This is a genomic window from Pseudomonas sp. PWP3-1b2 (genome assembly GCF_049896045.1).
Classification (GTDB): Bacteria; Pseudomonadota; Gammaproteobacteria; order Pseudomonadales; family Pseudomonadaceae; genus Aquipseudomonas; species Aquipseudomonas antarctica_B.
In genome coordinates, this window is sequence record NZ_JAFCTN010000067.1 from 1 (window position 1) to 21752 (window position 21752).

Consider the following 21752-nt stretch of genomic DNA (forward strand, 5'->3'; position numbering starts at 1 on the left):
CTAAGCGAGGTGCCAAGTGGTGGGGGCGGAGCGTTTTGGGTTACTTTTTGCGCTCTTCAAAAAGTGACCCGCTGTAAGAGCGGAACCGATTTCAGTCGTTACCCAAATAACGGATATTCACCCCCAACCAATAAAAAAGGCGACCCCAAGGTCGCCTTTTTCAAATCCGCACTGATCAGAACTCGTGATCCGCACTGTCCGGGTTCAAATCACTGATCCCCAACTTACCCGCAGCCGCCTCAATCGACCCCGTCTGCTTAACCAACGCAGCAATCGCATCCCGCACAATCTGGTTGCCCGCATCATTCCCAGCCGCAATCAGCTGGTCATAATGCTCACCCTTGTTGGCATGATCCACCATCACCTGAATCTTCGCCTCAGTCGCCGCCAAATCAGCCTTCAACGCCGTATCAGCCGCCGGATCTGCCTTGGCCACCAACGACGACAAGCTCGGCCCCGTCATCTTGTTGCCGTCAACACGGGTGTACTCACCCAGGTAAACGTTACGAATACCCTTGGCATCGTAGAAGTGCGAATTGTGCGTGTTGTCGCTGAAGCAATCCTGCTCGTCTTCCGGCGAGTTGGCTTCCAGGGACACCTTCATACGCTCACCGGCCAGTTCGCCGAGGGACAGGCTGCCCATGCCGAACAACATTTTACGCAGGCCGTCGATGGCAGGTTCTGCCTCCAGGGTGGCGCGGTAGTTGTCTTCGACGTTGGGCTTCCAGTTGCCGACCATTTCTTCCAGGTCGCTGACCAGCAGCTGCGTCACAGCGCGCAGGTAAGTGCGGCGGCGTTCGTTGTTGCCACCGGTTGCACCGTCGCCGGTCATGTAGTCCGACGCCGGGCGGTTGCCCGCGCCTGGGCCGGTGCCGTTGAGGTCCTGGCCCCAGAGCAGGAATTCAATGGCGTGGTAGCCGGTGGCAACGTTGGCCTCGGAACCGCCCAGCTCATTGAGGCTGGCGAGTTTTTCCGGGGTGATTTCCTTGACGTCGACCTTGTCTTCGCCGACCTGAATTTCGGTGTTGGCGATGATATTGGCGTTGGCGCCCGGGTTACCCAGTGCGTGCTCGTAGGATTTGTCGGTGTAGTCGATCAGGCCTTCGTCCAGGGGCCAGGCGTTCACCTGGCCTTCCCAGTCGTCGATGATGGTGTTGCCGAAACGGAACACTTCACTCTGCAGGTACGGAACGCGTGCGGCGATCCAGGCGGTACGGGCCGCTTTCAGGGTTTCGTCGTTCGGGTTGGCGAGGAAGGTGTCGATCGCGGTTTGCAGGGTTTTTGCAGTGGATTCGGCGTCGCTGTACACCGCGAACACCATGTCTGCGTAATGCGCGACGACGGCCTTGGCGGCCGCTTCGTCGACCTGGCCGGCAGGCGTGGCAGCCGCTGGAGCGGTAGTGCTGGCAGCCGGGGTCGGCGCTTGAGGCGCGGCGGCCTTGTCTTTACCTTCGCCGCAACCGGCGAGAGAAATGGCAATGGCCAGCAGACTGGCGGTGGCCAGGGGCATACGAATCATGGCGAACATCCTGCTTCGGTTGTTGATAGGGCGCGCGGGGGAGCGCAAAAACTGCGACATAATGCGAAAGATTTGCATTTTGTGTAAAGGTTTATACGCGGGAAATATTCAGAATCGATTTGTCACTTCAGAGAATCAACGCGTTGTTGCGCTCCGCCTGTTTCAAATAAACCGCCAACTCCCGTGCCTGCAGCGGTTTGCTGTAGTAATAACCCTGGCCCTCGTGGCAGCCTTCGGAAATGATATAGGCCTCTTGCTCGGCGGTTTCCACGCCTTCAGCGATCACCTGCATGCCCAGGCTTTTGCCCAGTTGAATGATGGCGCGCACGATGGTCGCGTCGTCGTCGTCATCCAGCAGGTCCTGCACGAAGCTCTTGTCGATCTTGATTTTGTCCAGCGGCAGGCTTTTCAGATAGCTCAGGGACGAATAGCCGGTGCCAAAGTCATCAATCGCAATCAGCGCGCCGGAGCGGCGCAGGCTCAGGAGGTGCTGGGCGGCGGTGCTGATGTCTTCCATCAGGCCGGTTTCGGTCACTTCCAGTTCAAGGCTGCGCGGCGGCAGGCGGTAGATCTGCATCAGGTTGTTGACCACCCGCGGCAGCTCGGTGTGGTGCAACTGCACGGTCGACAGGTTGACCGCCATGCGCAAAGTGATGAACCCCTGGTCATGCCACTCGCGCAATTGCCTACACGCCTGGTCCAGTACCCATTCGCCAATCGGAATAATCGTGCCGTTCTGTTCTGCCAGCGGGATGAACAAATCCGGCGGCACCAGGCCGTGTTCCGGGTGTTGCCAGCGGATCAAGGCTTCGACGCCGACCACGCTATGGTCGCGGTAGCTGATCTGAGGCTGGTAAACCAAGTGGAATTGATCGCGGCTCAGGGCATCGCGCAGGTCTTTTTCCAGCTCACGGCGCCGGCGCATTTCACTGTCGACGCTGGCGATATAGAACTGGTAACGGTTGCGTGAGCGGCTCTTGGCCAGGGTCATGGTCTGTTCGGCTTTTTGCAGCAGCTTCTCGGTGCTGTCGCCGTCTTCCGGGAACAGCGTGATGCCGATGGTGGCGCGCAGGCGAATCTGCTCCAGGTCCAGGGCGAATTCGGCTTCCAGGTCGTCGAGGATGCTTTGCGCCAGTTCCGCTGCTTCATAAGGCTGGTCGATATCGGCCTGTACCAGCGCAAACTGGTCGCCGCCCAAACGGGCGAGGGTGCCGAGGCGGCCGCTGTGGGCGCGCAGGCGGTCGGCCAGGGCGAGCAATAATTTGTCGCCGGCCTGGTAGGTGAACTGTTCGTTAACGCTTTTGAAGTCATCCAGGCCCACGCACAGCACCGCAACACGGCGCTGCCGGCGGCCGGCGTCGATCAGGATTTTGTCCAGTTGCTCCTGCAACTTCTGGCGGTTCGGCAGGCCGGTGAGAAAGTCGTACTGAGCCATGCGCAGCAGGCTGGATTCGGCTTCGTGACGCAGATGGGTGTTGCGTTCGATGGATTCGAGCAACTGGTTTGCGGTGTTTATCCACAGCCCCAGTTCGTTGCGTTCGTGGCCTTTGAGCTGGGGAATCTTGTGTTCGCTGGGCCGGTCCGGGTTGATCGAGGTCAGGTGCTCGATAATCCGCGACAACGGTTTGGTCAGCAGCCAGTGATACACCAGGTACAGCACCAGGCCCATGGCCAGGGCGCGCAGCACGCCGGAAATAAAGATGATCACCGAACTGACCAGAAAACCCTTGCCGTAATTGGCCGTGTCGAGGGTGATGCTCAGGTCGCCGTAATACTCGCTGTAAGGGCCTTTGCCGACCAGGGACGTGGTGAACGTGCGTTCCTGGCCGAGGATCAGGTCGGTCAGCCAACGGGTGCTTGATTGCTGAAGCTCGCGGCTTTTTTCCGCGAGCATGGTTTCGTTGGGATGGCCGATGGAGGCCACGCGCACGGCGTCGTCCTGAAACAGGCCTTCGATCACCTGCATACCCATCTCGCGGTCCAGGCTATAGACAGCCTGTGTTGATGGGTCACGAAACATGTCGAGAATACGCTGGGCATCGCCCGCCACGGCCTGGCGTGTTTTGTAGGCATCGAAGACGATCTGCGCCGCGCTCAGCACTACGCCCACGATCAATGCCGACAGCAGCACAACCCGTAGCAACTTCACTGACAAGCTGTTTTTGAGTTCCAGCTTCAAAGGGTCATTCCTTGTTCCGTGCGGGTAGCCTCAATATGCCATGAGTATTGGCAATCTCGTGATGGCAGTCAAAGGAACATTAGGGCATCGGCAGGTTTGACGGGGAACTTGAAGGCTGGGCGCCGGGGCAAGGCGGAGGTAAGTCCGCCTGCCTGAGACAACCGCGCAGGCGCAGCGGGTGCGCCGCAGGGTTTGGCTGTCTTTACGCGATGTTGATGTTCACATTGCTGCTTGCCGAGTCGTTGCCCGAGAAATTCACACGTTCCTTGTTGTGCATCTCTTCGTGCGCGATCTTGTTTTGATCGCCTTCACCTTCTTTGCCGCCAGACTGCGACTTGGCCAGTTGCCCGACCACTTTGGCGATCTCGGTGACGGCTTTCAGACCCTCTTGGGCCAGACCGCCAGCCATAGGGAGCAGTGATGCTAGTGCGCCAATGGACATAGTAATTTCTCCGACAGGTACGAGAGGCGAATTCCTCACGTTGACTGCGTGGCGTAATCCACGCGGTCAGTTCCTGCGACTTCAACACTTATTCATCGCCCATAAAAAAGCCCGGCACACGGCCGGGCTCTTTTTACTGCAAGCGTTGCTTAGGCAGTGAAGGTTTTGCCTTCGAACTGCTCAGCCACGAACTTCCAGTTGACCAGGTTCCAGAACGCTTCCACATACTTTGGACGCACGTTGCGGTAGTCGATGTAGTAAGCGTGTTCCCAGACGTCGCAGGTCAGCAGCGGGGTGTCGCCGCTGGTCAGCGGGTTGCCGGCGCCGATGGTGCTGGCCAGGGCCAGGGAACCGTCAGCTTTTTTCACCAGCCAGCCCCAACCGGAACCGAAGGTGCCGACGGAAGTCTTGGTGAATTCTTCTTTGAACTTGTCGAACGAACCGAAGGCTGCGTTGATGGCTTCCGCCAGCGCGCCGGTAGGTTGGCCGCCGGCGTTTGGCGCCAGGCAGTTCCAGTAAAAGGTGTGGTTCCAGACCTGAGCGGCGTTGTTGAAGATGCCGCCGGAGGAGGACTTGACGATTTCTTCCAGGGTCTTGCCTTCGAACTCGGTGCCTGGCACCAGGTTGTTCAGGTTCACGACGTAGGTGTTGTGGTGCTTGTCGTGGTGGTATTCCAGGGTTTCCTTGGAAATGTGCGGCTGCAGGGCATCGTGTGCGTAGGGCAGCGGCGGCAATTCGAAAGCCATGATGATTCTCCTAATCAGGTCAGTTGCGGTGAGCGCAAGGCCGATCACGGGCGGCCAAACAAGCGCCGGGGAGTTTGTACTCTTTGCGGCGCAGGGGCTGGATCATAGCACCGGGGTTGCGGCATAACCACGCAACAACTGTGTGGGATAGAGGTTCCAGAGCGTTTTGGAATATCTCTCAGGCGCTGATCAATTGGTAGGCCACGCTGAACATCATCACCGCAACCAGCAGGTCGAGCAGGCGCCAGGTCGCCGGGCGTGCGAGCCAGGGGGCCAACCAGGCTGCGCCGAGTGCGAGGGTCGCGAACCACAGGAATGACGCGCTGGCCGCGCCGGCGACGTAGGCACCCGGCTCGGTTTGTTGGGCGCCCAATGAGCCGATCAGCAGCACTGTGTCCAGATACACGTGCGGGTTAAGCAGCGTTACCGCCAAGGCACTGAGCAACACCGCGCGCAGTGAGCGCACCTTGAGATTGGCCCCTTGCGCCAGGCTCTGTGTCGAAAACGCCCGGCGCAACGCCAGCGTGCCGTACCACAACAGGAACGCCGCGCCACCCCAGCGGGCAACCGCCAGCAGCAGCGGGTTTTGCGCGAGTACCGTTGCCAGGCCGAATACCCCGGCCGCCACCAACAGGGCATCGCACACCACGCACAATGCCGCGACGGGCAGGTGATGTTCGCGGCGCAGGCTTTGCGCCAGCACGAACGCATTCTGGGTGCCGATCGCCATGATCAGGCCGAGGGCCACCAACAGCCCGTTCACATAGCTCTGCCACATAAGAGTTACTCCGCGTTTTCGGCCAGTTGCCGCAACACATCCATGGCGCGCTGTGCATCAGCGCGACCGACAAACAGGTGGTCGTGGTAATAACCGGCGATCACGTTGCAACTGATGCCGGCGTTGCCCAGCGCGCTGGCGAAGGCGGCGGTGAGGCCTACCGCTTCCAGGGCCGAATGCACGTTCAGGGTGATCCAGGCCGCCACGTAATCGAAGGTCAGCCCGGCTTGTTCCGCCTGCTGGCGCTCAACGATCAGCGTCAGGCCTTCTTTCTCGCGAAAGCTGCCGATGACGTCGCAACCCTCTGGGATACGGTTGTCGGGCAGGGTGCAGAACACATAGTCGCCCTCGTTCAGATGCGGGCTCATGCTGCGCAGCAGGGTTGCCAGGGCGGTTTCGCCGGCCATGTGAGGTTTCCTGTGAAGAGAGAGAAGCGATGCCTGTCATTCTCATGGGTCACGCGGTATAAGAAAAACAACTATTGCTCATCGCTCATTAGAGAAACTGATGTTCGACTATAAATTGCTTTCTGCCCTGGCGGCGGTAGTGGAACAGGCTGGCTTCGAACGCGGCGCGCAGGTGCTGGGGTTGTCGCAGTCGGCGATTTCCCAGCGCATCAAGCTGCTCGAAGCGCGCATCGGCCAACCGGTGTTGGTGCGGACTACACCGCCGACGCCGACCGACATCGGCCGCCGCCTGCTTAACCACGTGCAACAAGTGCGGCTACTGGAGCGTGACCTGCAAAGCCAGGTGCCGGCGCTGGACGAAGAGGGCATGCCCGAACGCCTGCGCATCGCCCTGAATGCCGACAGCCTGGCCACGTGGTGGGCCGAGGCCGTCGGTGATTTTTGCGCCGACCAGCATTTATTGCTGGACCTGGTGGTGGAGGACCAAACCGTGAGCCTCAACCGCATGCGGGCCGGTGAGGTGGCCGCGTGTATTTGCGCCAGCGAACGCCCGGTGGCCGGCGCACGCAGTGTGTTGCTCGGCGCCATGCGTTATCGGGCCCTGGCCAGTCCGGCATTTATTGCCCGGCATTTCCCGAACGGCGTGCGCGCTGATCAACTGGCGAAAACGCCCGCCCTGGTGTTCGGCCCGGATGACTTCCTGCAACACCGCTATTTGGCGTCCCTGGGTGTGGACGGCGGTTTCGAACATCATTTATGCCCCTCGTCCGAAGGATTTATCCGGCTCGCCGAGGCCGGTCTGGGCTGGGGGCTGGTGCCTGAATTGCAGGTGCGCGACGCGCTGCAAAAAGGCGTATTGGTCGAGCTATTGCCAGATAAGCCCATCGATGTGCCGTTGTACTGGCATCATTGGCGCAGTGGTGGACAACTGTTGGGCCTGTTGACCGACCATCTGGCCCAGGCATGCGGTCAATGGTTGGTGCCGTTGGAGTGATAACGGGCGTCAAGGCAACAGCGATGAAAAACGAAAGAACATGGGGTAACAAATGAAAATTCTGGTCACCGGCGCAAGCGGCTTCATCGGCGGGCGCTTCGCGCGTTTCGCTCTGGAGCAGGGCCTGGACGTGCGGGTCAACGGGCGACGCGCGGAAGGTGTGGAGCACCTGATACGGCGTGGCGCCGAGTTTATCCAGGGTGACTTGACTGACGCCGACTTGGTGCGCGAGCTGTGCCGTGACGTGGAAGCCGTGGTGCATTGCGCCGGCGCTGTCGGGCTGTGGGGCAAGTATCAGGACTTCCACCAGGGCAATGTGCTGGTCACGGAAAATGTCGTGGAAGCCTGCATCAAGCAGCGCGTTGGGCGCCTGGTGCATCTGTCGTCGCCGTCGATCTACTTTGATGGGCGCGATCATCTGGGCCTGACCGAAGAACAAGTGCCCAAGCGCTTCAAGCATCCTTACGCCGCCACCAAATACCTGGCGGAACAGAAAGTCTTCGGTGCCCAGGAGTTCGGTCTGGAAGTGCTGGCCTTGCGCCCGCGTTTCGTCACCGGCGCTGGCGACATGAGCATCTTCCCGCGTCTGTTGAAAATGCAGCGCAAGAACCGCCTGGCCATTGTGGGTGACGGCCTGAACAAGGTCGATTTCACCAGTGTGCACAACCTCAATGAAGCGTTGCTCAGCAGTTTGCTGGCCACCGGCTCTGCGTTGGGCAAGGCCTACAACATCAGCAACGGCACGCCGGTGCCGGTGTGGGACGTGGTGAACTACGTGATGCGCCAGATGGACATGCCGCAGGTCACGCGGTATCGCTCCTACGGTTTGTCCTACAGCGTAGCCGCGTTGAACGAGGCATTCTGCGCGATGTGGCCGGGGCGCCCGGAGCCGGCGCTGTCGCGGCTGGGGATGCAGGTGATGAACAAAGATTTCACCCTCGACATCAGCCGGGCGAGGCATTATCTGGACTACGAGCCCAAGGTCAGCCTGTGGACTGCCCTTGATGAGTTCTGCAGTTGGTGGAAGGCCCAGGATCCCGGCCTCAAATAAGCTCACAAGCAGCAACACATCGGGAACCGAATTCAGGGTTCCGGGTCGATCAGTGCGGCGTGAACGCGGTTTATACTCCGATCGCTCGGCGTTCCAGGTAGCCATCTCATAGATTCAGGGTTGATTCATGCGTAACGATGCTAAAGACGATTTCGACAACGTTCCCAGCCTGCGGGCTGATCTTGAGGACGATGATGATTTCGAGCCGACGCCCGCCACTTCGGTGCGCTCGCGCAACACCAAGGTGGTCAAGGTAAAGAGCGCCAGCACTGGCCCGCTGTGGGCGTTGGTCGGCGCGCTGCTGATCGCCTTTGCGGGCCTGGCATGGTGGAGCTTCCAGCAGATTTCCCTGATGGGGCAGCAATTGGTTGCTACCCAGGAAAGCTTTGCGCGCATCAGCGAAGAAGCGGCGGGGCGCCTGCAGGATATCTCCGGCAAGGTGGTCGCCAGCGAGGCAAATGTGAGCAACGGCAGCGAAGCGCTGAAACAGCAGATCAAGCAACTGGAAGCGCAGTTGCTGGAGCAGGGCAAACAGCAAGTTGGCGTTGCTGGCCAAGCCAGCGAGCTTGACCAGGGGCTGGCACAAATGAGTGCCAGCACCACCGAACTGTCGACCGCCAATGCCAAGCTGCAAGGCCAGGTGCAGGCATTGACCGAAGCGGTGGCCACGCTAAAAGCTGGGCAAGGTGATTTCAAGGAGTTGTCCGCCGACGTCGCTGCCCTGAAGAAGCAGGGCAACCCAAGCGCGGCCATCGCCCGCCTTGAGCAGGACCTCATTGTTCTCAAAAGCGCGCAGGACAATCAGGCCGCCAACAGTGATGCGCCGACCAATAAAGAGTTCGACGTGTTCCGCATCCAGACCACGCGCAACATCACCACACTGCAGAGCCAGGTGCAGAACCTGCAGCAGCAACTCAACGCGCCGGCGAAGATCACCCCGCTGGGCCAATAACCAGGCCTTAGATAAGTGACGGTGTGAACCGGCTCAACTGTGGGAGCGGGCTTGCTCGCGAAAGCTGAGTGTCAGTCAACAGACCTATCGACTGATACGCCGCCTTCGCGAGCAAGCCCGCTCCCACATTTAGAACTGCGCCAACCGCTCAAAACAGTCGCTCGTGGCCAATGTCACCACTCAGTGACATTTCCCCTCCGCTTCGTTACTTGCCCCCACCGCACCCTTGTTTAGACTCCGGTCATCCCATAAAAAATAATAAGGGCTACCCATGACCACGCAACCACTGCCTGCCAGCAGCTGGCTGAACGCACCTGCCCATCACGCCTGGCTTGCCGCCGAAGGCCAGCGCCTGCTGGCATTCGCCAAAGCCTCGCGACTCCCCGACGGTTTCGGCAACCTGGACGACAAAGGCCTGCTGCCGGCCGATGCCCACGCCGAAACCATGAACACCGCACGCATGACCCACAGCTTTGCCATGGCCCACGCCATGGGGCTGCCGGGTTATGCCGAGTTGGTTGAGCACGGCGTTACCGCCCTCAGTGGCCCTTTGCGCGATAGCGAACACGGTGGCTGGTTCGCCACGCCCCAGGCCCTTGATGGCAACCGTGGCAAGGCGGCCTACCTGCACGCCTTCGTGGCCCTGGCCGCCAGCTCGGCGGTGGTGGCCGGCGCGCCCGGTGCACAGAACCTGCTGAACGACGCCATGCATATCATCGACCAGTTTTTCTGGAGCGAAGACGAGGGCGTCATGCTCGAATCTTTCGCCCAGGACTGGACGGGTGTTGAGGCCTATCGCGGCGCCAACAGCAACATGCACGCCACCGAAGCCTTCCTTGCCCTGGCCGATGTGACCGGTGATACGCGCTGGCTGGACCGCGCCTTGCGCATCGTCGAGCGGGTTATCCACAACCACGCGGCCGGCAACCAGTTCATGGTCATCGAGCATTTCGACGCGCACTGGAAACCGTTGCTCGGCTACAACGAAGACAATCCTGCTGATGGCTTCCGCCCTTACGGCATCACCCCCGGCCACGGTTTTGAGTGGGCGCGGCTGGTGCTGCACCTGGAAGCCGCGCGCCTGCAAGCCGGGCTTGCCACGCCGCAGTGGCTGCTGACCGACGCCAAGGGCTTGTTCGCCAGTGCCTGCGAGTACGCGTGGGCTGTGGACGGTGCCCCCGGCATTGTCTACACCCTGGACTGGAACCATCGCCCGGTGGTGCGCGAGCGCCTGCACTGGACCCACGCCGAAGCCGGCGCTGCCGCCCAAGCCTTGCTCAAGCGTACCGGCGAACTGCATTACGAGACTTGGTATCGACGCTTTTGGGAGTTTTGCGAAACCCGCTTTATCGACCGTATAAACGGCAGTTGGCACCACGAACTCAGCCCGCATAACACGCCCAGTGCGAAGATCTGGGGTGGCAAACCAGACCTGTACCATGCCTGGCAAGCGGTGGTGCTGCCTGCACTGCCGCTGGCGCCCAGCATGACCAGCGCTCTGGGGCGAGGACTCTATGTCACCAAGTGGTGACATTTGTGCGTCCCTTTGTTACCTGCGGCTCAAATATCCCTGTTTAAACTCCGTGCAGCGCAAGCTCCAGACTTGCATGCATAACAACAAGAAAAGGTACTCAGATGAACGCGATTAATCGCCTCGCCGTTGCTGTTTCCATTGCCTCTTTGTTTCCCCTCAGTGCATTTGCCGCCGACCCGAAAGGGACGGTTGAAGTTGTGCATTGGTGGACCTCAGGCGGTGAAAAAGCGGCTGTAGACGTACTGAAGGCTCAAGTTGAAAAAGACGGCTTCGTCTGGAAAGACGGTGCCGTAGCCGGTGGCGGTGGCGCCACAGCCATGACCGTGCTGAAAAGCCGCGCAGTGGCTGGCAACCCGCCCGCCGTTGCCCAGATCAAAGGCCCGGACATTCAGGAATGGGCGTCGACTGGCCTGCTCGACACTGACGTGCTCAAAGACGTCTCCAAAGAAGAGAAGTGGGATTCCCTGCTCGACAAGAAAGTCTCCGACACCGTGAAGTACGAAGGCAACTACGTTGCCGTACCGGTCAACATCCACCGCGTTAACTGGCTGTGGATCAACCCGGAAGTCTTCAAGAAAGCCGGTATCACCAAGAACCCGACCACCCTCGAAGAATTCTACGCAGCCGGCGACAAGCTCAAGGCCGCGGGTTTCATCGCGCTTGCCCACGGTGGCCAGCCTTGGCAGGACAGCACTGTATTCGAAGCCGTCGTTCTGTCGGTCATGGGTGCAGATGGCTACAAGAAAGCCCTGGTTGACCTCGACAACGCGGCGCTGACTGGCCCGGAAATGGTCAAGTCGCTCACCGAGCTGAAGAAAGTCGCGACCTACATGGACGTCGACGGCAAAGGCCAGGACTGGAACCTCGAAGCCGGCAAAGTCATCAACGGCAAAGCCGGTATGCAGATCATGGGTGACTGGGCCAAGTCCGAATGGACTGCCGCCAAGAAAGTCGCCGGTAAGGATTACGAGTGCGTAGCCTTCCCGGGCACCGACAAAGCCTTCACCTACAACATCGACTCCCTGGCGGTGTTCAAGCAGAAAGACAAAGGCACTGCTGCCGGTCAGCAGGACATCGCCAAAATCGTGCTGGGTGAAAACTTCCAGAAAGTCTTCAGCATCAACAAAGGCTCGATCCCGGTTCGGACCGACATGCTGCAGAAAATGGACTCGTACGGTTTCGACTCTTGCGCCCAGACCGCAGCCAAAGACTTCCTGGCTGATGCCAAGACGGGCGGCCTGCAACCAAGCATGGCGCACAACATGGCCACCACCCTGGCCGTACAAGGTGCGTTCTTTGATGTCGTGACCAACTTCATCAACGACCCGAAAGCTGACCCAGCCGACACCGCCAAGAAACTTGGCGCTGCGATCAAGTCTGCCAAGTAACGGTTAGCACTGCTGGTCCTTGTGAGGGGAAACCCCCTGACCCCTCACAAGGCTTGCTCCTGTAGTCCTTTTTCCCTGTACTGGATTTTCCCATGAGTTCTGTTGCTGTGTTCAGCAAGGCCTCGCCGTTTGATGCACTGCAGCGCTGGCTCCCTAAACTGGTGCTGGCGCCCAGCATGTTCATCGTGCTGGTGGGCTTCTACGGCTACATCCTGTGGACGTTCGTTCTGTCGTTCACCACCTCCACGTTCCTGCCAAGCTACAAATGGGCAGGCCTGGCGCAGTACGCGCGGTTGTTCGACAACGACCGCTGGTGGGTCGCGAGCAAAAACCTGGCAGTGTTCGGCGGGATGTTTATCGGCATCACCTTGGTGATCGGCGTGACCCTGGCGATTTTCCTCGACCAGAAAATCCGTCGCGAAGGCTTTATCCGCACCATTTACCTGTACCCGATGGCGCTCTCGATGATCGTGACCGGTACCGCGTGGAAATGGCTGCTCAACCCGGGCATGGGCCTGGACAAACTTCTGCGGGACTGGGGCTGGGAAGGCTTCCGTCTCGACTGGCTGATCGACCCCGATCGCGTGGTCTACTGCCTGGTGATCGCGGCTGTGTGGCAAGCCTCCGGCTTCATCATGGCGATGTTCCTGGCGGGCCTGCGCGGTGTTGATCAATCGATCATCCGCGCTGCCCAGATCGACGGCGCCAGCCTGCCGCGTATCTACTGGAGTGTGGTGCTGCCAAGCCTGCGTCCGGTGTTTTTCAGCGCAGTAATGATCCTGGCGCACATCGCCATCAAGAGCTTCGACCTGGTAGCGGCCATGACCGCCGGCGGCCCGGGCTACTCGTCCGACCTGCCTGCGATGTTCATGTATTCGTTCACCTTCAGTCGTGGCCAGATGGGCATGGGCTCGGCCAGTGCAATCCTGATGCTCGGCGCGATCCTCGCGATCATCGTGCCTTACCTGTACTCCGAGCTGAGGACCAAGCGTAATGACTAGTCTCGCCTCCAAACCGTCCATCAGCCTGAGTCGCATCGCGATCTACGCCGTGTTGATCATCGCCGTGCTGCTGTACCTGGTGCCGCTGGTGGTGATGCTGCTGACCAGCTTCAAGACCCCGGAAGACATCAGCACCGGCAACCTGCTGAGCTGGCCGACCGTGGTTACCGGCATCGGCTGGGTCAAGGCCTGGGCCACCGTCGATGGCTACTTCTGGAACTCGATCAAAATCACGGTTCCCGCGGTATTGATCTCCACCGCCATTGGCGCACTGAACGGCTATGTGCTGTCGTTCTGGCGCTTCCGTGGTTCGCAGCTGTTCTTCGGTTTGCTGTTGTTCGGCTGCTTCCTGCCGTTCCAGACCGTGCTGCTGCCGGCGTCGTTCACCCTCGGCAAGATGGGCCTGGCCAGCACCACTACGGGGCTGGTGTTTGTACACGTGGTCTACGGCCTGGCGTTTACCACGCTGTTTTTCCGTAACTACTACGTGAGCATTCCGGATGCGCTGATCAAGGCTGCACGCCTGGACGGTGCCGGGTTCTTCACCATCTTCCGCCTGATCATTCTGCCGATGTCGACGCCGATCATCATGGTTTGCCTGATCTGGCAATTCACCCAGATCTGGAACGACTTCCTGTTCGGTGTGGTGTTCTCCAGTGGTGACTCGCAGCCCATCACGGTGGCGCTGAACAACCTGGTCAACACCAGCACCGGGGCCAAGGAATATAACGTTGATATGGCAGCGGCGATGATCGCCGGGCTGCCGACCCTGCTGGTCTATGTGATCGCAGGCAAGTATTTCGTGCGCGGCCTCACAGCCGGCGCGGTCAAGGGGTAATCATGGCTACGCTTGAACTTCGCAATGTAAACAAGACCTATGGCGCCGGCCTGCCCGACACCTTGAAGAACATCGAACTGTCGATCAAGGAAGGCGAATTCCTGATTCTGGTCGGCCCTTCGGGTTGCGGTAAATCCACGCTGATGAACTGCATCGCCGGGCTGGAAACCATCACCGGTGGCGCAATCATGATCGGTGACCAGGACGTCAGCGGCATGAGTCCCAAGGATCGCGACATCGCCATGGTGTTCCAGTCCTACGCGCTGTACCCGACCATGAGCGTGCGCGAGAACATCGAATTCGGTTTGAAGATCCGCAAGATGCCTCAGGCGGATATCGACGCCGAAGTGGCGCGCGTGGCCAAGCTGCTGCAGATCGAGCACCTGCTTAACCGCAAGCCGGGTCAACTCTCCGGTGGCCAGCAGCAACGTGTCGCGATGGGCCGTGCCCTGGCGCGTCGTCCGAAGATCTACCTGTTCGACGAACCGCTGTCCAACCTCGACGCCAAGCTGCGCGTCGAGATGCGCACCGAAATGAAGCTGATGCACCAGCGCCTGAAAACCACCACCGTCTACGTCACCCACGATCAGATCGAAGCGATGACCCTGGGCGACAAAGTGGCCGTGATGAAGGACGGCATCATCCAACAATTTGGTACGCCGAAAGAAATTTACAACGACCCGGCCAACCTGTTTGTGGCAAGCTTTATCGGTTCACCTCCAATGAACTTTGTACCTTTGCGTCTGCAACGCAAGGATGGCCAACTGGTGGCGCTGCTCGACAGCGGCCAGGCCCGTTGCGAGCTGCCGCTGAGCATGAACGACGCTGGCCTGGAAGACCGTGACGTGATTCTTGGCCTGCGCCCGGAACAGATCGTACTGGCCACGGGGGAGGGCAATAGCACCTCGAGCATTCGTGCCCAAGTGCAGGTAACCGAACCGACTGGCCCGGACACCCTGGTGTTCGTGCAGTTGAATGACACCAAGGTCTGCTGCCGTCTGGCGCCGGATGTGGCGCCGCAGGTGGGAGAGACCCTGACGCTGCAATTCGACCCGTCCAAGGTGCTGCTGTTTGACGCCAAGACCGGCGAGCGCCTGGGCACTACAGCTTCGTTGCCTGCACAGGATCATGCCGGCAATGTTGCCCAATTCAAGGGACGCTGAACGTTGCGCCTGAATGGATAACTTGTTGTTTTAGCTAAAAAAAAGTAACCCGCGTTAGATAAAAACAGTTTAATAACAATAAAGACGAGGATGTAGGGATGAAAAAGCAACACAACAACACCCGGCTGATCTGCCAACTGTCAGCAGCTGCAGCCCTGGTATTGTCCGCCAATGCGATGGCAGACGATGCATTCAGCGCCGATTCCAAGTGGATGACTGGCGATTGGGGTGGTGAACGTACCAAGCTCATCGAGCAAGGTATCGACATCAAGGCTGACTACGTAGGTGAAGTCGGTGGCAACCTTCGCGGTGGCTACAACAACGACAAAACTGCCCGTTACGCCGACCAGTTTGGTCTGGGCGTAGCACTGGATCTGCAAAAGCTGTGGGGCTGGGATAACACCCAGGCCAAGATCCAACTCACCAACCGTAATGGCGCAAACATCTCCAATGACCGAATTGGCGACCCGCGTGCCGGCACTTTGAGTTCGTCTCAAGAGGTTGATGGCCGAGGCCACATGGTGCGTCTGACCCAGTTCTGGATTCAGCACCAGATGTTCGACAACAAGTTGGACGTGAAACTCGGTTACTTCGGTGAAGGCGAAGACTTCAACACCTTCCCGTGCGACTTCCAGAACCTGTCGTTCTGCGGCTCGCAAGTGGGTAACTACGTAAACACCTGGTACAACTGGCCTGTCAGCCAGGCGGCTATCCGCGTGAAGTACAACATCACGCCAGAGCTGTATGCGCAAATCGGTGCGTACAACCAGAACCCGTCGCAGTTGGAGCACGGCAACGGCTTCAAACTCAGCGGCAGCGGCACCAAGGGCACCGTATTGCCAGTGGAGTTGGTCTGGTCGCCGAAGGTTAACGGCCTGCCAGGCGAATACCGTGTGGGTTACTACAAGAGCACGGCTGACGCGACCGACGTACGTGAAGACGTCAACGGTAACGATGCTGGTACCACCGGCGCTGCCTTCCGTGTCCGCAGCAGCAAAAGCGGTTACTGGGGCGTTCTGCAGCAACAGCTGACTACCCACAATGGCGACGCTTCCCGCGGCCTGAACATCGCGGCTAACGTAACCTTCCACGACAAAGACACCAACCTGGTCGACAACTACCAGTCGTTGATGCTGGTGTACAAAGGTCCATTCGACGCGCGTACCAAAGATGACGTCGGTATCGGTGTTGCCCGTATCCACGCCAACAGTGACGTGAAGAAAAACGCTGAGCTGCTCAATGCTGCCGGCGGTTTTACTGACTACGACCAATCGGGCTACGCACCACTGCGTAACACCGAGTACAACGTCGAAATCAACTACGGCTTCCACGTTACCAACTGGCTGACCGTGCGTCCTAACCTGCAATACGTCGCCAACCCAGGCGGTGTTAAAGAAGTCGACAACGCGCTGGTAGCGGGCCTGAAAATTCAGTCTACGTTCTAACGCTGTTGCGATAAGCTCCTTCTCTCTGTGCGCATTTTGCGGGTAGCCATGGCTACCCGCTTTTTTTTGAGGAAGGGGAGCACATCTCCCTGTGGGAGCTGGCTTGCCTGCGATCCAGGCGACTCGGTACAGCAGGCTAGCCGCGCTGATGCCATCGCAGGCAAGCCAGCTCCTACAAAGAAATTCAGGACTGTTGCACATGCATGAGCATCCTCTACAACGCTTTTTCAAATCCCTGCGCGAACAACCAGTGTTTGCCTGGGAGCGCTTTCAGATGCGCGATGTGTTGGTGATTGATCATCCGCTGTGCCAAGCGGTGTTCAGTCGCCAGGGCGCGCAGTTGCTGCACTTTCAGCCCACCGGGCAAAAGCCCTGGTTGTGGTGTGCGGCCAAGTGGCCGCACGTCGGCGCCATTCGTGGCGGCGTGCCAGTGTGCTGGCCGTGGTATGGGCGTCACCCGAGCGAAAACGCCTGGCCGTCCCATGGTTGGGCGCGCCTGATTGACTGGAAATTGCTCGACAGCAGCACCGACGACGATGGCGTGCGCCTGCACTGGCAGCTGCAACTGTGCGACTGGCAGGTGGACCTGCACGCACACCTGGGCGAAACCCTGGAACTGCGCCTGAGCACCGAGCATCAGGACGAGCTGCCGTGCCAGTTGAGCCATGCTTTGCACGCCTATTGGCGTATCGGTCACGTTGACGAGGTAGCGCTGTCTGGGCTCGACGGGGCGCAAGGCTACGACCAGCTCAATCGCCAGGTGTGCCAGCAGGAAGGTGAGTTGCGAGTCGATGGCGGCTGTCAGCGAGTGTTCCAGCATGACGGTGAATTGCAGCTCAAGGACCACGCCTGGCAGCGCGAACTGTGCATCGATACGGGCGATAGCGCCGACACCGTGGTGTGGCATCCGGGCAGCCGGCCGTTATTGGGTGTGAGTTTTAACGAGGCGTCTGGGTTTGTGTGTGTGGAGTCGGCGATGGCTGCGGCGAGTTTGGCACCGGGGGAGCGGGCGCATTTGAGTTTGCAGGCGCGGGCTGGAGTTTAGCGGTGGAGCTTCTGGCGCTATCGCAGGCAAGCCAGCTCCCACATTTGGAATGCGGTCGAATGTGGTAGCTGGCTTGCCTGCGATAGGGTCGGTACTGCTGGTGGAGATTGCGGCTAGTTAAACTCATCCCCCACCGGATACCGGCTGTCATTCAAGCTCTCTTTGATCTTGCGCAAATGCGGCTGGAAATCCACTCCCCGGCGCAACGTCATACCCGTCGCCAACACATCCAGCACCGTCAACTGAATGATCCGCGAGGTCATCGGCATGTAGATGTCGGTGTCTTCCGGCAACGGAATGTTCAGGCTCACGGTACTGGCCTTGGCCAGCGGCGAGTTCTCGGCGGTTACGCCCAGCACCGACGCACCGTTTTCCCGGGCGATACGCGCCACTTCCACCAGCTCGCGGGTACGCCCGGTGTAGGAAATGATCACGAACAACTCGCCCGTGTGCGCCACCGAGGCGATCATGCGCTGCATCAGCACGTCGGCGTGTGCGGTGACCGCCAGGTTGAAGCGGAAAAACTTGTGCAGCGCATCCATTGCCACCGGGGCTGAAGCGCCGAGGCCGAAAAAGTGGATCTGCCGCGCCTGGATCAACAAATCCACGGCCTTGCTGATCAGAGCCGGGTCCAAGGCCTGGCAGGCGCTGTCCAGGGACGCAATCGCGCTGCCAAAGATCTTCTGCGTGTAGGCCTCAGGGTTATCATCGGCTTCTACCGCGCGACTGACATACGCCGCGCCGCTGGCCAGACTTTGCGCCAGCTGCAATTTAAGTTCAGGGTAACCGCTGACGCCGAACGAACGGCAGAAACGGTTGACCGTCGGTTCACTGACCGAAGCGGCTTGGGCGAGGGCGGCGATAGAAAAGCGGGTTGCCTGCTGCGGGTTGAGCAGGATGACCTCGGCGACTTTTTTCTCGGCCTTGTTCAATTCTTCGAGGCGGTTCCGGATTTGTTCCAGAAGATTTCGCACGCGGTCCATTCAGTCTTTCCTTCGGGCGACGATGCAAATAAAGGGTGGCAGTCAACTGACGAGTGGCCCTTTGCGGTGGCCTATCCTACTGAGGGTAGCTGAACACCACCACTCGGAATGCGTTTTTCGAGAAAATGTTGTGGTTATTACTACATTTTTCCTTGAGTGATGCCTTGAAAAAAGGTATTTGTAGCTTAACTTGATAAAAGAACAAACATCATGCCTTCGATAACCGTAGAACCCTGCACCTTTGCCCTGTTTGGCGCCTTGGGTGATCTGGCGCTGCGCAAGTTATTTCCTGCCCTCTATCAACTTGATGGCGCCGGGCTCCTGCACGACGACACGCGCATCCTGGCCCTGGCCCGTGAAGCCGGTTCCGAGCAACAGCACCTGGCCCACATCGAAAAAGAATTGCGTAAATACGTCGGCAAGGAATTCGACGAAGCCGTGGCAGCGCGCTTCCTCGCACGCCTGGCCTACGTGCATGTCGACTTCATGAAAGCCGATGACTATGTGTGCCTGGCCGAAAAGGCCGGCACCGAACAACGCCTGATTGCCTACTTCGCCACCCCGGCGGCGGTGTATGGCGCGATCTGCGAAAACCTGGCCAAGGTCGGGTTGGCGGAAAACACCCGCGTGGTCCTGGAAAAACCCATCGGCTCGGACCTTGAATCCTCGCGCAAGGTCAACGACGCCGTGGCGCAGTTTCTCCCGGAAAACCGCACCTATCGCATCGACCATTACCTAGGCAAAGAAACCGTCCAGAACCTGATTGCGCTGCGTTTTGCCAACAGCCTGTTCGAAACCCAGTGGAACCAGCACTACATTTCCCACGTGGAAATCACCGTGGCCGAGCAGGTCGGTATCGAAGGCCGTTGGGGCTATTTCGACAAGGCCGGCCAGCTGCGCGACATGATCCAGAACCACCTGCTGCAACTGCTCTGCCTGATCGCCATGGACCCGCCGGCTGACTTGTCTGCCGACAGCATTCGTGACGAGAAGGTCAAGGTGCTCAAGGCCCTGGCGCCGATCAGCCCGGAAGGCCTGACCACTCAAGTGGTGCGCGGCCAGTACATCGCCGGTTACAGCGCCGGCAAGCCGGTGCCGGGTTACCTCGAAGAAGAGAATTCCAACACCCAGAGCGACACCGAAACCTTCGTCGCCCTGCGTGCCGATATTCGTAACTGGCGTTGGGCCGGTGTGCCGTTCTACCTGCGGACCGGCAAGCGCATGCCGCAAAAGCTGTCGCAGATCGTTATCCACTTCAAGGAACCGTCCCACTACATCTTCGCCCCCGAGCAGCGCCTGCAGATCAGCAACAAACTGATCATCCGCCTGCAGCCGGACGAAGGTATTTCCTTGCGTGTGATGACCAAGGAGCAGGGCCTGGACAAGGGCATGCAACTGCGCAGCGGCCCGCTGCAACTGAATTTTTCCGACACCTATCGCAGCGCGCGGATCCCCGATGCCTACGAGCGGTTGTTGCTGGAAGTCATGAACGGCAATCAGAACCTGTTTGTTCGTAAAGATGAAATCGAAGCCGCGTGGACGTGGTGTGACCAGTTGATCGCCGGGTGGAAGAAATCCGGTGATGCGCCCAAGCCGTACGCGGCGGGCTCCTGGGGGCCGATGAGCTCAATAGCACTGATCACGCGGGATGGGAGGTCTTGGTATGGCGATATCTGAATTGAAACTGCCTCAGGGTGTGACTGCCCATGAGTACCGCACGCCCGTGTTGTTGGCGGACGGTTTGGCCAATGACGTGGCCGAGCAACTGCGCGCGGCCATCAGTGCCCGTGGCGAAGCGACCCTGGTGGTGTCCGGTGGCCGCAGCCCCGTGGCGTTCTTCCAGAACCTGGCCAAACAAGGGCTGGACTGGTCCAAAGTCACCATCACCCTGGCCGACGAGCGCTGGGTGCCAGTTGAGCACGTCGACAGCAATGCCGGTCTGTTGAAGAAATACCTGCTGCAAGGCCCGGCGGCCAAGGCCAGGTTTCTCAGCCTGTATAACGTCGCCGCAAACCTTGAAGACGCCGCCGAACTGGCCGACCGCCAGTTGGCAGAATTGCCAGGCATTGATGTGCTGGTACTGGGCATGGGCGATGACGGCCACACCGCATCGCTGTTTCCGGACAGCCCGAACCTGAGCGAAGCCCTGCGGCCCGACGGTACCCGCCGTTGCTGGCCGATGCTGGCGCCGACCGTGCCGCACCAGCGCCTGACCATGAGTCGCGCGCTGCTGGCCACGGCTCACTACACCGTGCTGTCGATTTCCGGCAGTTCGAAATTGACCACCTTAAGCGCCGCGCTGGCGAGTGACGACGTTGCCGCCATGCCGATTCGCGCGTTTTTGCAACCTACTTTAGAGATTTACTGGTGCCCATGAGCCAAGGATCAGCCGCTATGAAAAGCCCTCAACCGACCGTGTCCATGGCGGACAAAGTTGCCCTCATCGACAGCCTCTGCGCCAAGGCGCGGATTCTGCCGGTGATCACCATCGCTCGCGAACAGGACATCCTGCCGCTGGCCGATGCCCTGGCAGCCGGCGGTTTGACCGCACTGGAAGTGACCCTGCGTTCCGAGTTCGGCCTCAAAGCCATTCAGGTCCTGCGCGAGCAGCGCCCTGAACTGTGCACCGGTGCTGGCACTGTGTTGGATCGTCATATGCTTGAAGCGGCCGAAGTGGCGGGTTCGCAATTTATCGTGACGCCGGGTATTACCCGTGACCTGCTGGAGGCTTCGGTGCACAGCTCGATTCCGCTGTTGCCGGGGATCAGTAACGCCTCCGGGATCATGGAAGGCTATGGTTTGGGTTATCGCCGCTTCAAGCTGTTTCCGGCGGAAGTCAGCGGCGGTGTGGCGGCGATTAAAGCGCTGGGTGGCCCGTTTGGCGAAGTGAAATTCTGCCCAACAGGCGGTGTGGGGCCGGCCAATATCAAGCAGTACATGGCGTTGAAAAACGTGATGTGCGTGGGCGGTAGCTGGATGCTTGATCCGGAATGGATCAAGAACGGCGACTGGGCTCGCATCCAGGAAGTTACCGCAGAGGCACTGGCGCTGTTGGATTGAACTGATTTATTGAATCGTTGTTGCTGTGCTTAACGGCATTTTTGCGGTGCACTTGGTCGGTGTGCCGCTTTTTTTTGCCTGGGGAAAGGTGGGGCTGGGGTGTTGAGTACATATCCTTTGCTGCGGTAACGGCTGGTATTGGTTCCGCTCTTACAGCGGGTCACTTTTGGCAAACGCCCCAAAAGTAACCAAAAGGTCTTTGCCCCACCACTTGGCACCTCGCTAAT

Annotated in this window: 20 protein-coding genes; 13 read left to right on the forward strand and 7 right to left on the reverse strand. The window is 59.5% G+C overall.

The genetic code is table 11. From position 1 onward, the window contains the following. Positions 1–175: 175 nt before the first annotated feature. The 6 genes from ACP7A2_RS26100 to ACP7A2_RS26125 all read right to left on the reverse strand — a co-directional run bounded on the left by ACP7A2_RS26100 (position 176) and on the right by ACP7A2_RS26125 (position 6071). Positions 176–1519, reverse strand: a complete 1344-nt coding sequence (locus ACP7A2_RS26100; protein ID WP_426136670.1) for an imelysin family protein — start codon at positions 1517–1519, stop codon at positions 176–178. A 127-nt stretch (positions 1520–1646) separates the two neighbouring features. After that, positions 1647–3698 carry a putative bifunctional diguanylate cyclase/phosphodiesterase gene (locus ACP7A2_RS26105; RefSeq protein WP_426136671.1) on the reverse strand — a complete coding sequence of 684 codons (2052 nt, stop codon included), beginning with the start codon at positions 3696–3698 and terminating at the stop codon, positions 1647–1649. A 202-nt stretch (positions 3699–3900) separates the two neighbouring features. Next, positions 3901–4140, reverse strand: a complete 240-nt coding sequence (locus ACP7A2_RS26110) for a hypothetical protein (RefSeq protein WP_426136672.1) — start codon at positions 4138–4140, stop codon at positions 3901–3903. A 149-nt stretch (positions 4141–4289) separates the two neighbouring features. Then, positions 4290–4886, reverse strand: a complete 597-nt coding sequence (locus ACP7A2_RS26115) for a superoxide dismutase (RefSeq protein ID WP_003212997.1) — start codon at positions 4884–4886, stop codon at positions 4290–4292. A 178-nt stretch (positions 4887–5064) separates the two neighbouring features. Beyond that, on the reverse strand, positions 5065–5664 hold the full coding sequence (locus ACP7A2_RS26120) for a LysE/ArgO family amino acid transporter (protein ID WP_426136673.1): 600 nt from the start codon (positions 5662–5664) through the stop codon (positions 5065–5067). Positions 5665–5669: 5 nt separating this feature from the next. Further along, positions 5670–6071, reverse strand: coding sequence for an ACT domain-containing protein (locus ACP7A2_RS26125; protein WP_426136675.1), 402 nt, complete (start codon positions 6069–6071; stop codon positions 5670–5672). Between the two features lie 100 nt (positions 6072–6171). On the opposite strand from ACP7A2_RS26125, the gene ACP7A2_RS26130 reads away from it, so the two are divergent. From ACP7A2_RS26130 to ACP7A2_RS26175, 10 genes are all read left to right on the forward strand, one after another. Continuing rightward, a complete protein-coding gene (locus ACP7A2_RS26130) occupies positions 6172–7065 on the forward strand; it encodes a LysR family transcriptional regulator ArgP (protein ID WP_426136676.1) in 894 nt (297 codons plus the stop codon). Positions 7066–7117: 52 nt separating this feature from the next. Then, positions 7118–8116 (forward strand): NAD-dependent epimerase/dehydratase family protein, encoded by a 999-nt coding sequence (locus ACP7A2_RS26135; protein ID WP_426136677.1) that lies wholly within the window; start codon positions 7118–7120, stop codon positions 8114–8116. 127 nt (positions 8117–8243) lie between these two features. Then, a complete protein-coding gene (locus ACP7A2_RS26140) occupies positions 8244–9068 on the forward strand; it encodes an ATPase (RefSeq protein ID WP_426136678.1) in 825 nt (274 codons plus the stop codon). Between the two features lie 271 nt (positions 9069–9339). After that, on the forward strand, positions 9340–10599 hold the full coding sequence (locus tag ACP7A2_RS26145; protein WP_426136679.1) for an AGE family epimerase/isomerase: 1260 nt from the start codon (positions 9340–9342) through the stop codon (positions 10597–10599). A gap of 104 nt (positions 10600–10703) precedes the next feature. Continuing rightward, positions 10704–11990, forward strand: a complete 1287-nt coding sequence (locus tag ACP7A2_RS26150) for an ABC transporter substrate-binding protein (protein ID WP_426136680.1) — start codon at positions 10704–10706, stop codon at positions 11988–11990. Positions 11991–12082: 92 nt separating this feature from the next. Further along, positions 12083–12991 (forward strand): carbohydrate ABC transporter permease, encoded by a 909-nt coding sequence (locus tag ACP7A2_RS26155; RefSeq protein ID WP_053257700.1) that lies wholly within the window; start codon positions 12083–12085, stop codon positions 12989–12991. Beyond that, positions 12984–13829 (forward strand): carbohydrate ABC transporter permease, encoded by an 846-nt coding sequence (locus ACP7A2_RS26160; RefSeq protein ID WP_375071002.1) that lies wholly within the window; start codon positions 12984–12986, stop codon positions 13827–13829. Before ACP7A2_RS26155 ends, ACP7A2_RS26160 begins: the two co-directional genes overlap by 8 nt. A gap of 2 nt (positions 13830–13831) precedes the next feature. Beyond that, positions 13832–14992 (forward strand): ABC transporter ATP-binding protein, encoded by a 1161-nt coding sequence (locus ACP7A2_RS26165; RefSeq protein ID WP_426136681.1) that lies wholly within the window; start codon positions 13832–13834, stop codon positions 14990–14992. A 98-nt stretch (positions 14993–15090) separates the two neighbouring features. Next, a complete protein-coding gene (locus ACP7A2_RS26170) occupies positions 15091–16437 on the forward strand; it encodes a carbohydrate porin (protein ID WP_426136682.1) in 1347 nt (448 codons plus the stop codon). 199 nt (positions 16438–16636) lie between these two features. Next, positions 16637–17482 (forward strand): D-hexose-6-phosphate mutarotase, encoded by an 846-nt coding sequence (locus tag ACP7A2_RS26175; RefSeq protein ID WP_426136684.1) that lies wholly within the window; start codon positions 16637–16639, stop codon positions 17480–17482. Positions 17483–17595: 113 nt separating this feature from the next. Here ACP7A2_RS26175 and ACP7A2_RS26180 read toward each other — a convergent pair whose 3' ends face one another. Beyond that, positions 17596–18456 carry a MurR/RpiR family transcriptional regulator gene (locus ACP7A2_RS26180; protein WP_170039859.1) on the reverse strand — a complete coding sequence of 287 codons (861 nt, stop codon included), beginning with the start codon at positions 18454–18456 and terminating at the stop codon, positions 17596–17598. A gap of 219 nt (positions 18457–18675) precedes the next feature. On the opposite strand from ACP7A2_RS26180, the gene zwf reads away from it, so the two are divergent. From zwf to ACP7A2_RS26195, 3 genes are read left to right on the forward strand one after another with little or no spacing between them, the layout of a single operon-like run. Then, entirely contained in the window at positions 18676–20142 is a 1467-nt protein-coding gene (gene zwf / locus ACP7A2_RS26185) for a glucose-6-phosphate dehydrogenase (RefSeq protein ID WP_426136685.1), read from the forward strand. Further along, a complete protein-coding gene (pgl, locus tag ACP7A2_RS26190) occupies positions 20129–20842 on the forward strand; it encodes a 6-phosphogluconolactonase (RefSeq protein WP_426136686.1) in 714 nt (237 codons plus the stop codon). The genes zwf and pgl overlap by 14 nt, the downstream gene beginning before the upstream one ends. A 17-nt stretch (positions 20843–20859) precedes the next feature. Continuing rightward, a complete protein-coding gene (locus ACP7A2_RS26195) occupies positions 20860–21525 on the forward strand; it encodes a bifunctional 4-hydroxy-2-oxoglutarate aldolase/2-dehydro-3-deoxy-phosphogluconate aldolase (protein WP_426136687.1) in 666 nt (221 codons plus the stop codon). Positions 21526–21752 lie beyond the last annotated feature (227 nt).

Bases quoted from the DNA above. Each gene is read 5' to 3' on its own strand.
- ACP7A2_RS26100 (WP_426136670.1), bottom strand. From the start codon at position 1,519: ATGATTCGTATGCCCCTGGCCACCGCCAGTCTGCTGGCCATTGCCATT.
- ACP7A2_RS26110 (WP_426136672.1), bottom strand. From the start codon at position 4,140: ATGTCCATTGGCGCACTAGCATCACTGCTCCCTATGGCTGGCGGTCTG.
- ACP7A2_RS26115 (WP_003212997.1), bottom strand. From the start codon at position 4,886: ATGGCTTTCGAATTGCCGCCGCTGCCCTACGCACACGATGCCCTGCAG.
- ACP7A2_RS26120 (WP_426136673.1), bottom strand. From the start codon at position 5,664: ATGTGGCAGAGCTATGTGAACGGGCTGTTGGTGGCCCTCGGCCTGATC.
- ACP7A2_RS26125 (WP_426136675.1), bottom strand. From the start codon at position 6,071: ATGGCCGGCGAAACCGCCCTGGCAACCCTGCTGCGCAGCATGAGCCCG.
- ACP7A2_RS26130 (WP_426136676.1), top strand. From the start codon at position 6,172: ATGTTCGACTATAAATTGCTTTCTGCCCTGGCGGCGGTAGTGGAACAG.
- ACP7A2_RS26135 (WP_426136677.1), top strand. From the start codon at position 7,118: ATGAAAATTCTGGTCACCGGCGCAAGCGGCTTCATCGGCGGGCGCTTC.
- ACP7A2_RS26140 (WP_426136678.1), top strand. From the start codon at position 8,244: ATGCGTAACGATGCTAAAGACGATTTCGACAACGTTCCCAGCCTGCGG.
- ACP7A2_RS26145 (WP_426136679.1), top strand. From the start codon at position 9,340: ATGACCACGCAACCACTGCCTGCCAGCAGCTGGCTGAACGCACCTGCC.
- ACP7A2_RS26150 (WP_426136680.1), top strand. From the start codon at position 10,704: ATGAACGCGATTAATCGCCTCGCCGTTGCTGTTTCCATTGCCTCTTTG.
- ACP7A2_RS26155 (WP_053257700.1), top strand. From the start codon at position 12,083: ATGAGTTCTGTTGCTGTGTTCAGCAAGGCCTCGCCGTTTGATGCACTG.
- ACP7A2_RS26160 (WP_375071002.1), top strand. From the start codon at position 12,984: ATGACTAGTCTCGCCTCCAAACCGTCCATCAGCCTGAGTCGCATCGCG.
- ACP7A2_RS26165 (WP_426136681.1), top strand. From the start codon at position 13,832: ATGGCTACGCTTGAACTTCGCAATGTAAACAAGACCTATGGCGCCGGC.
- ACP7A2_RS26170 (WP_426136682.1), top strand. From the start codon at position 15,091: ATGAAAAAGCAACACAACAACACCCGGCTGATCTGCCAACTGTCAGCA.
- ACP7A2_RS26175 (WP_426136684.1), top strand. From the start codon at position 16,637: ATGCATGAGCATCCTCTACAACGCTTTTTCAAATCCCTGCGCGAACAA.
- zwf (WP_426136685.1), top strand. From the start codon at position 18,676: ATGCCTTCGATAACCGTAGAACCCTGCACCTTTGCCCTGTTTGGCGCC.
- pgl (WP_426136686.1), top strand. From the start codon at position 20,129: ATGGCGATATCTGAATTGAAACTGCCTCAGGGTGTGACTGCCCATGAG.
- ACP7A2_RS26195 (WP_426136687.1), top strand. From the start codon at position 20,860: ATGAAAAGCCCTCAACCGACCGTGTCCATGGCGGACAAAGTTGCCCTC.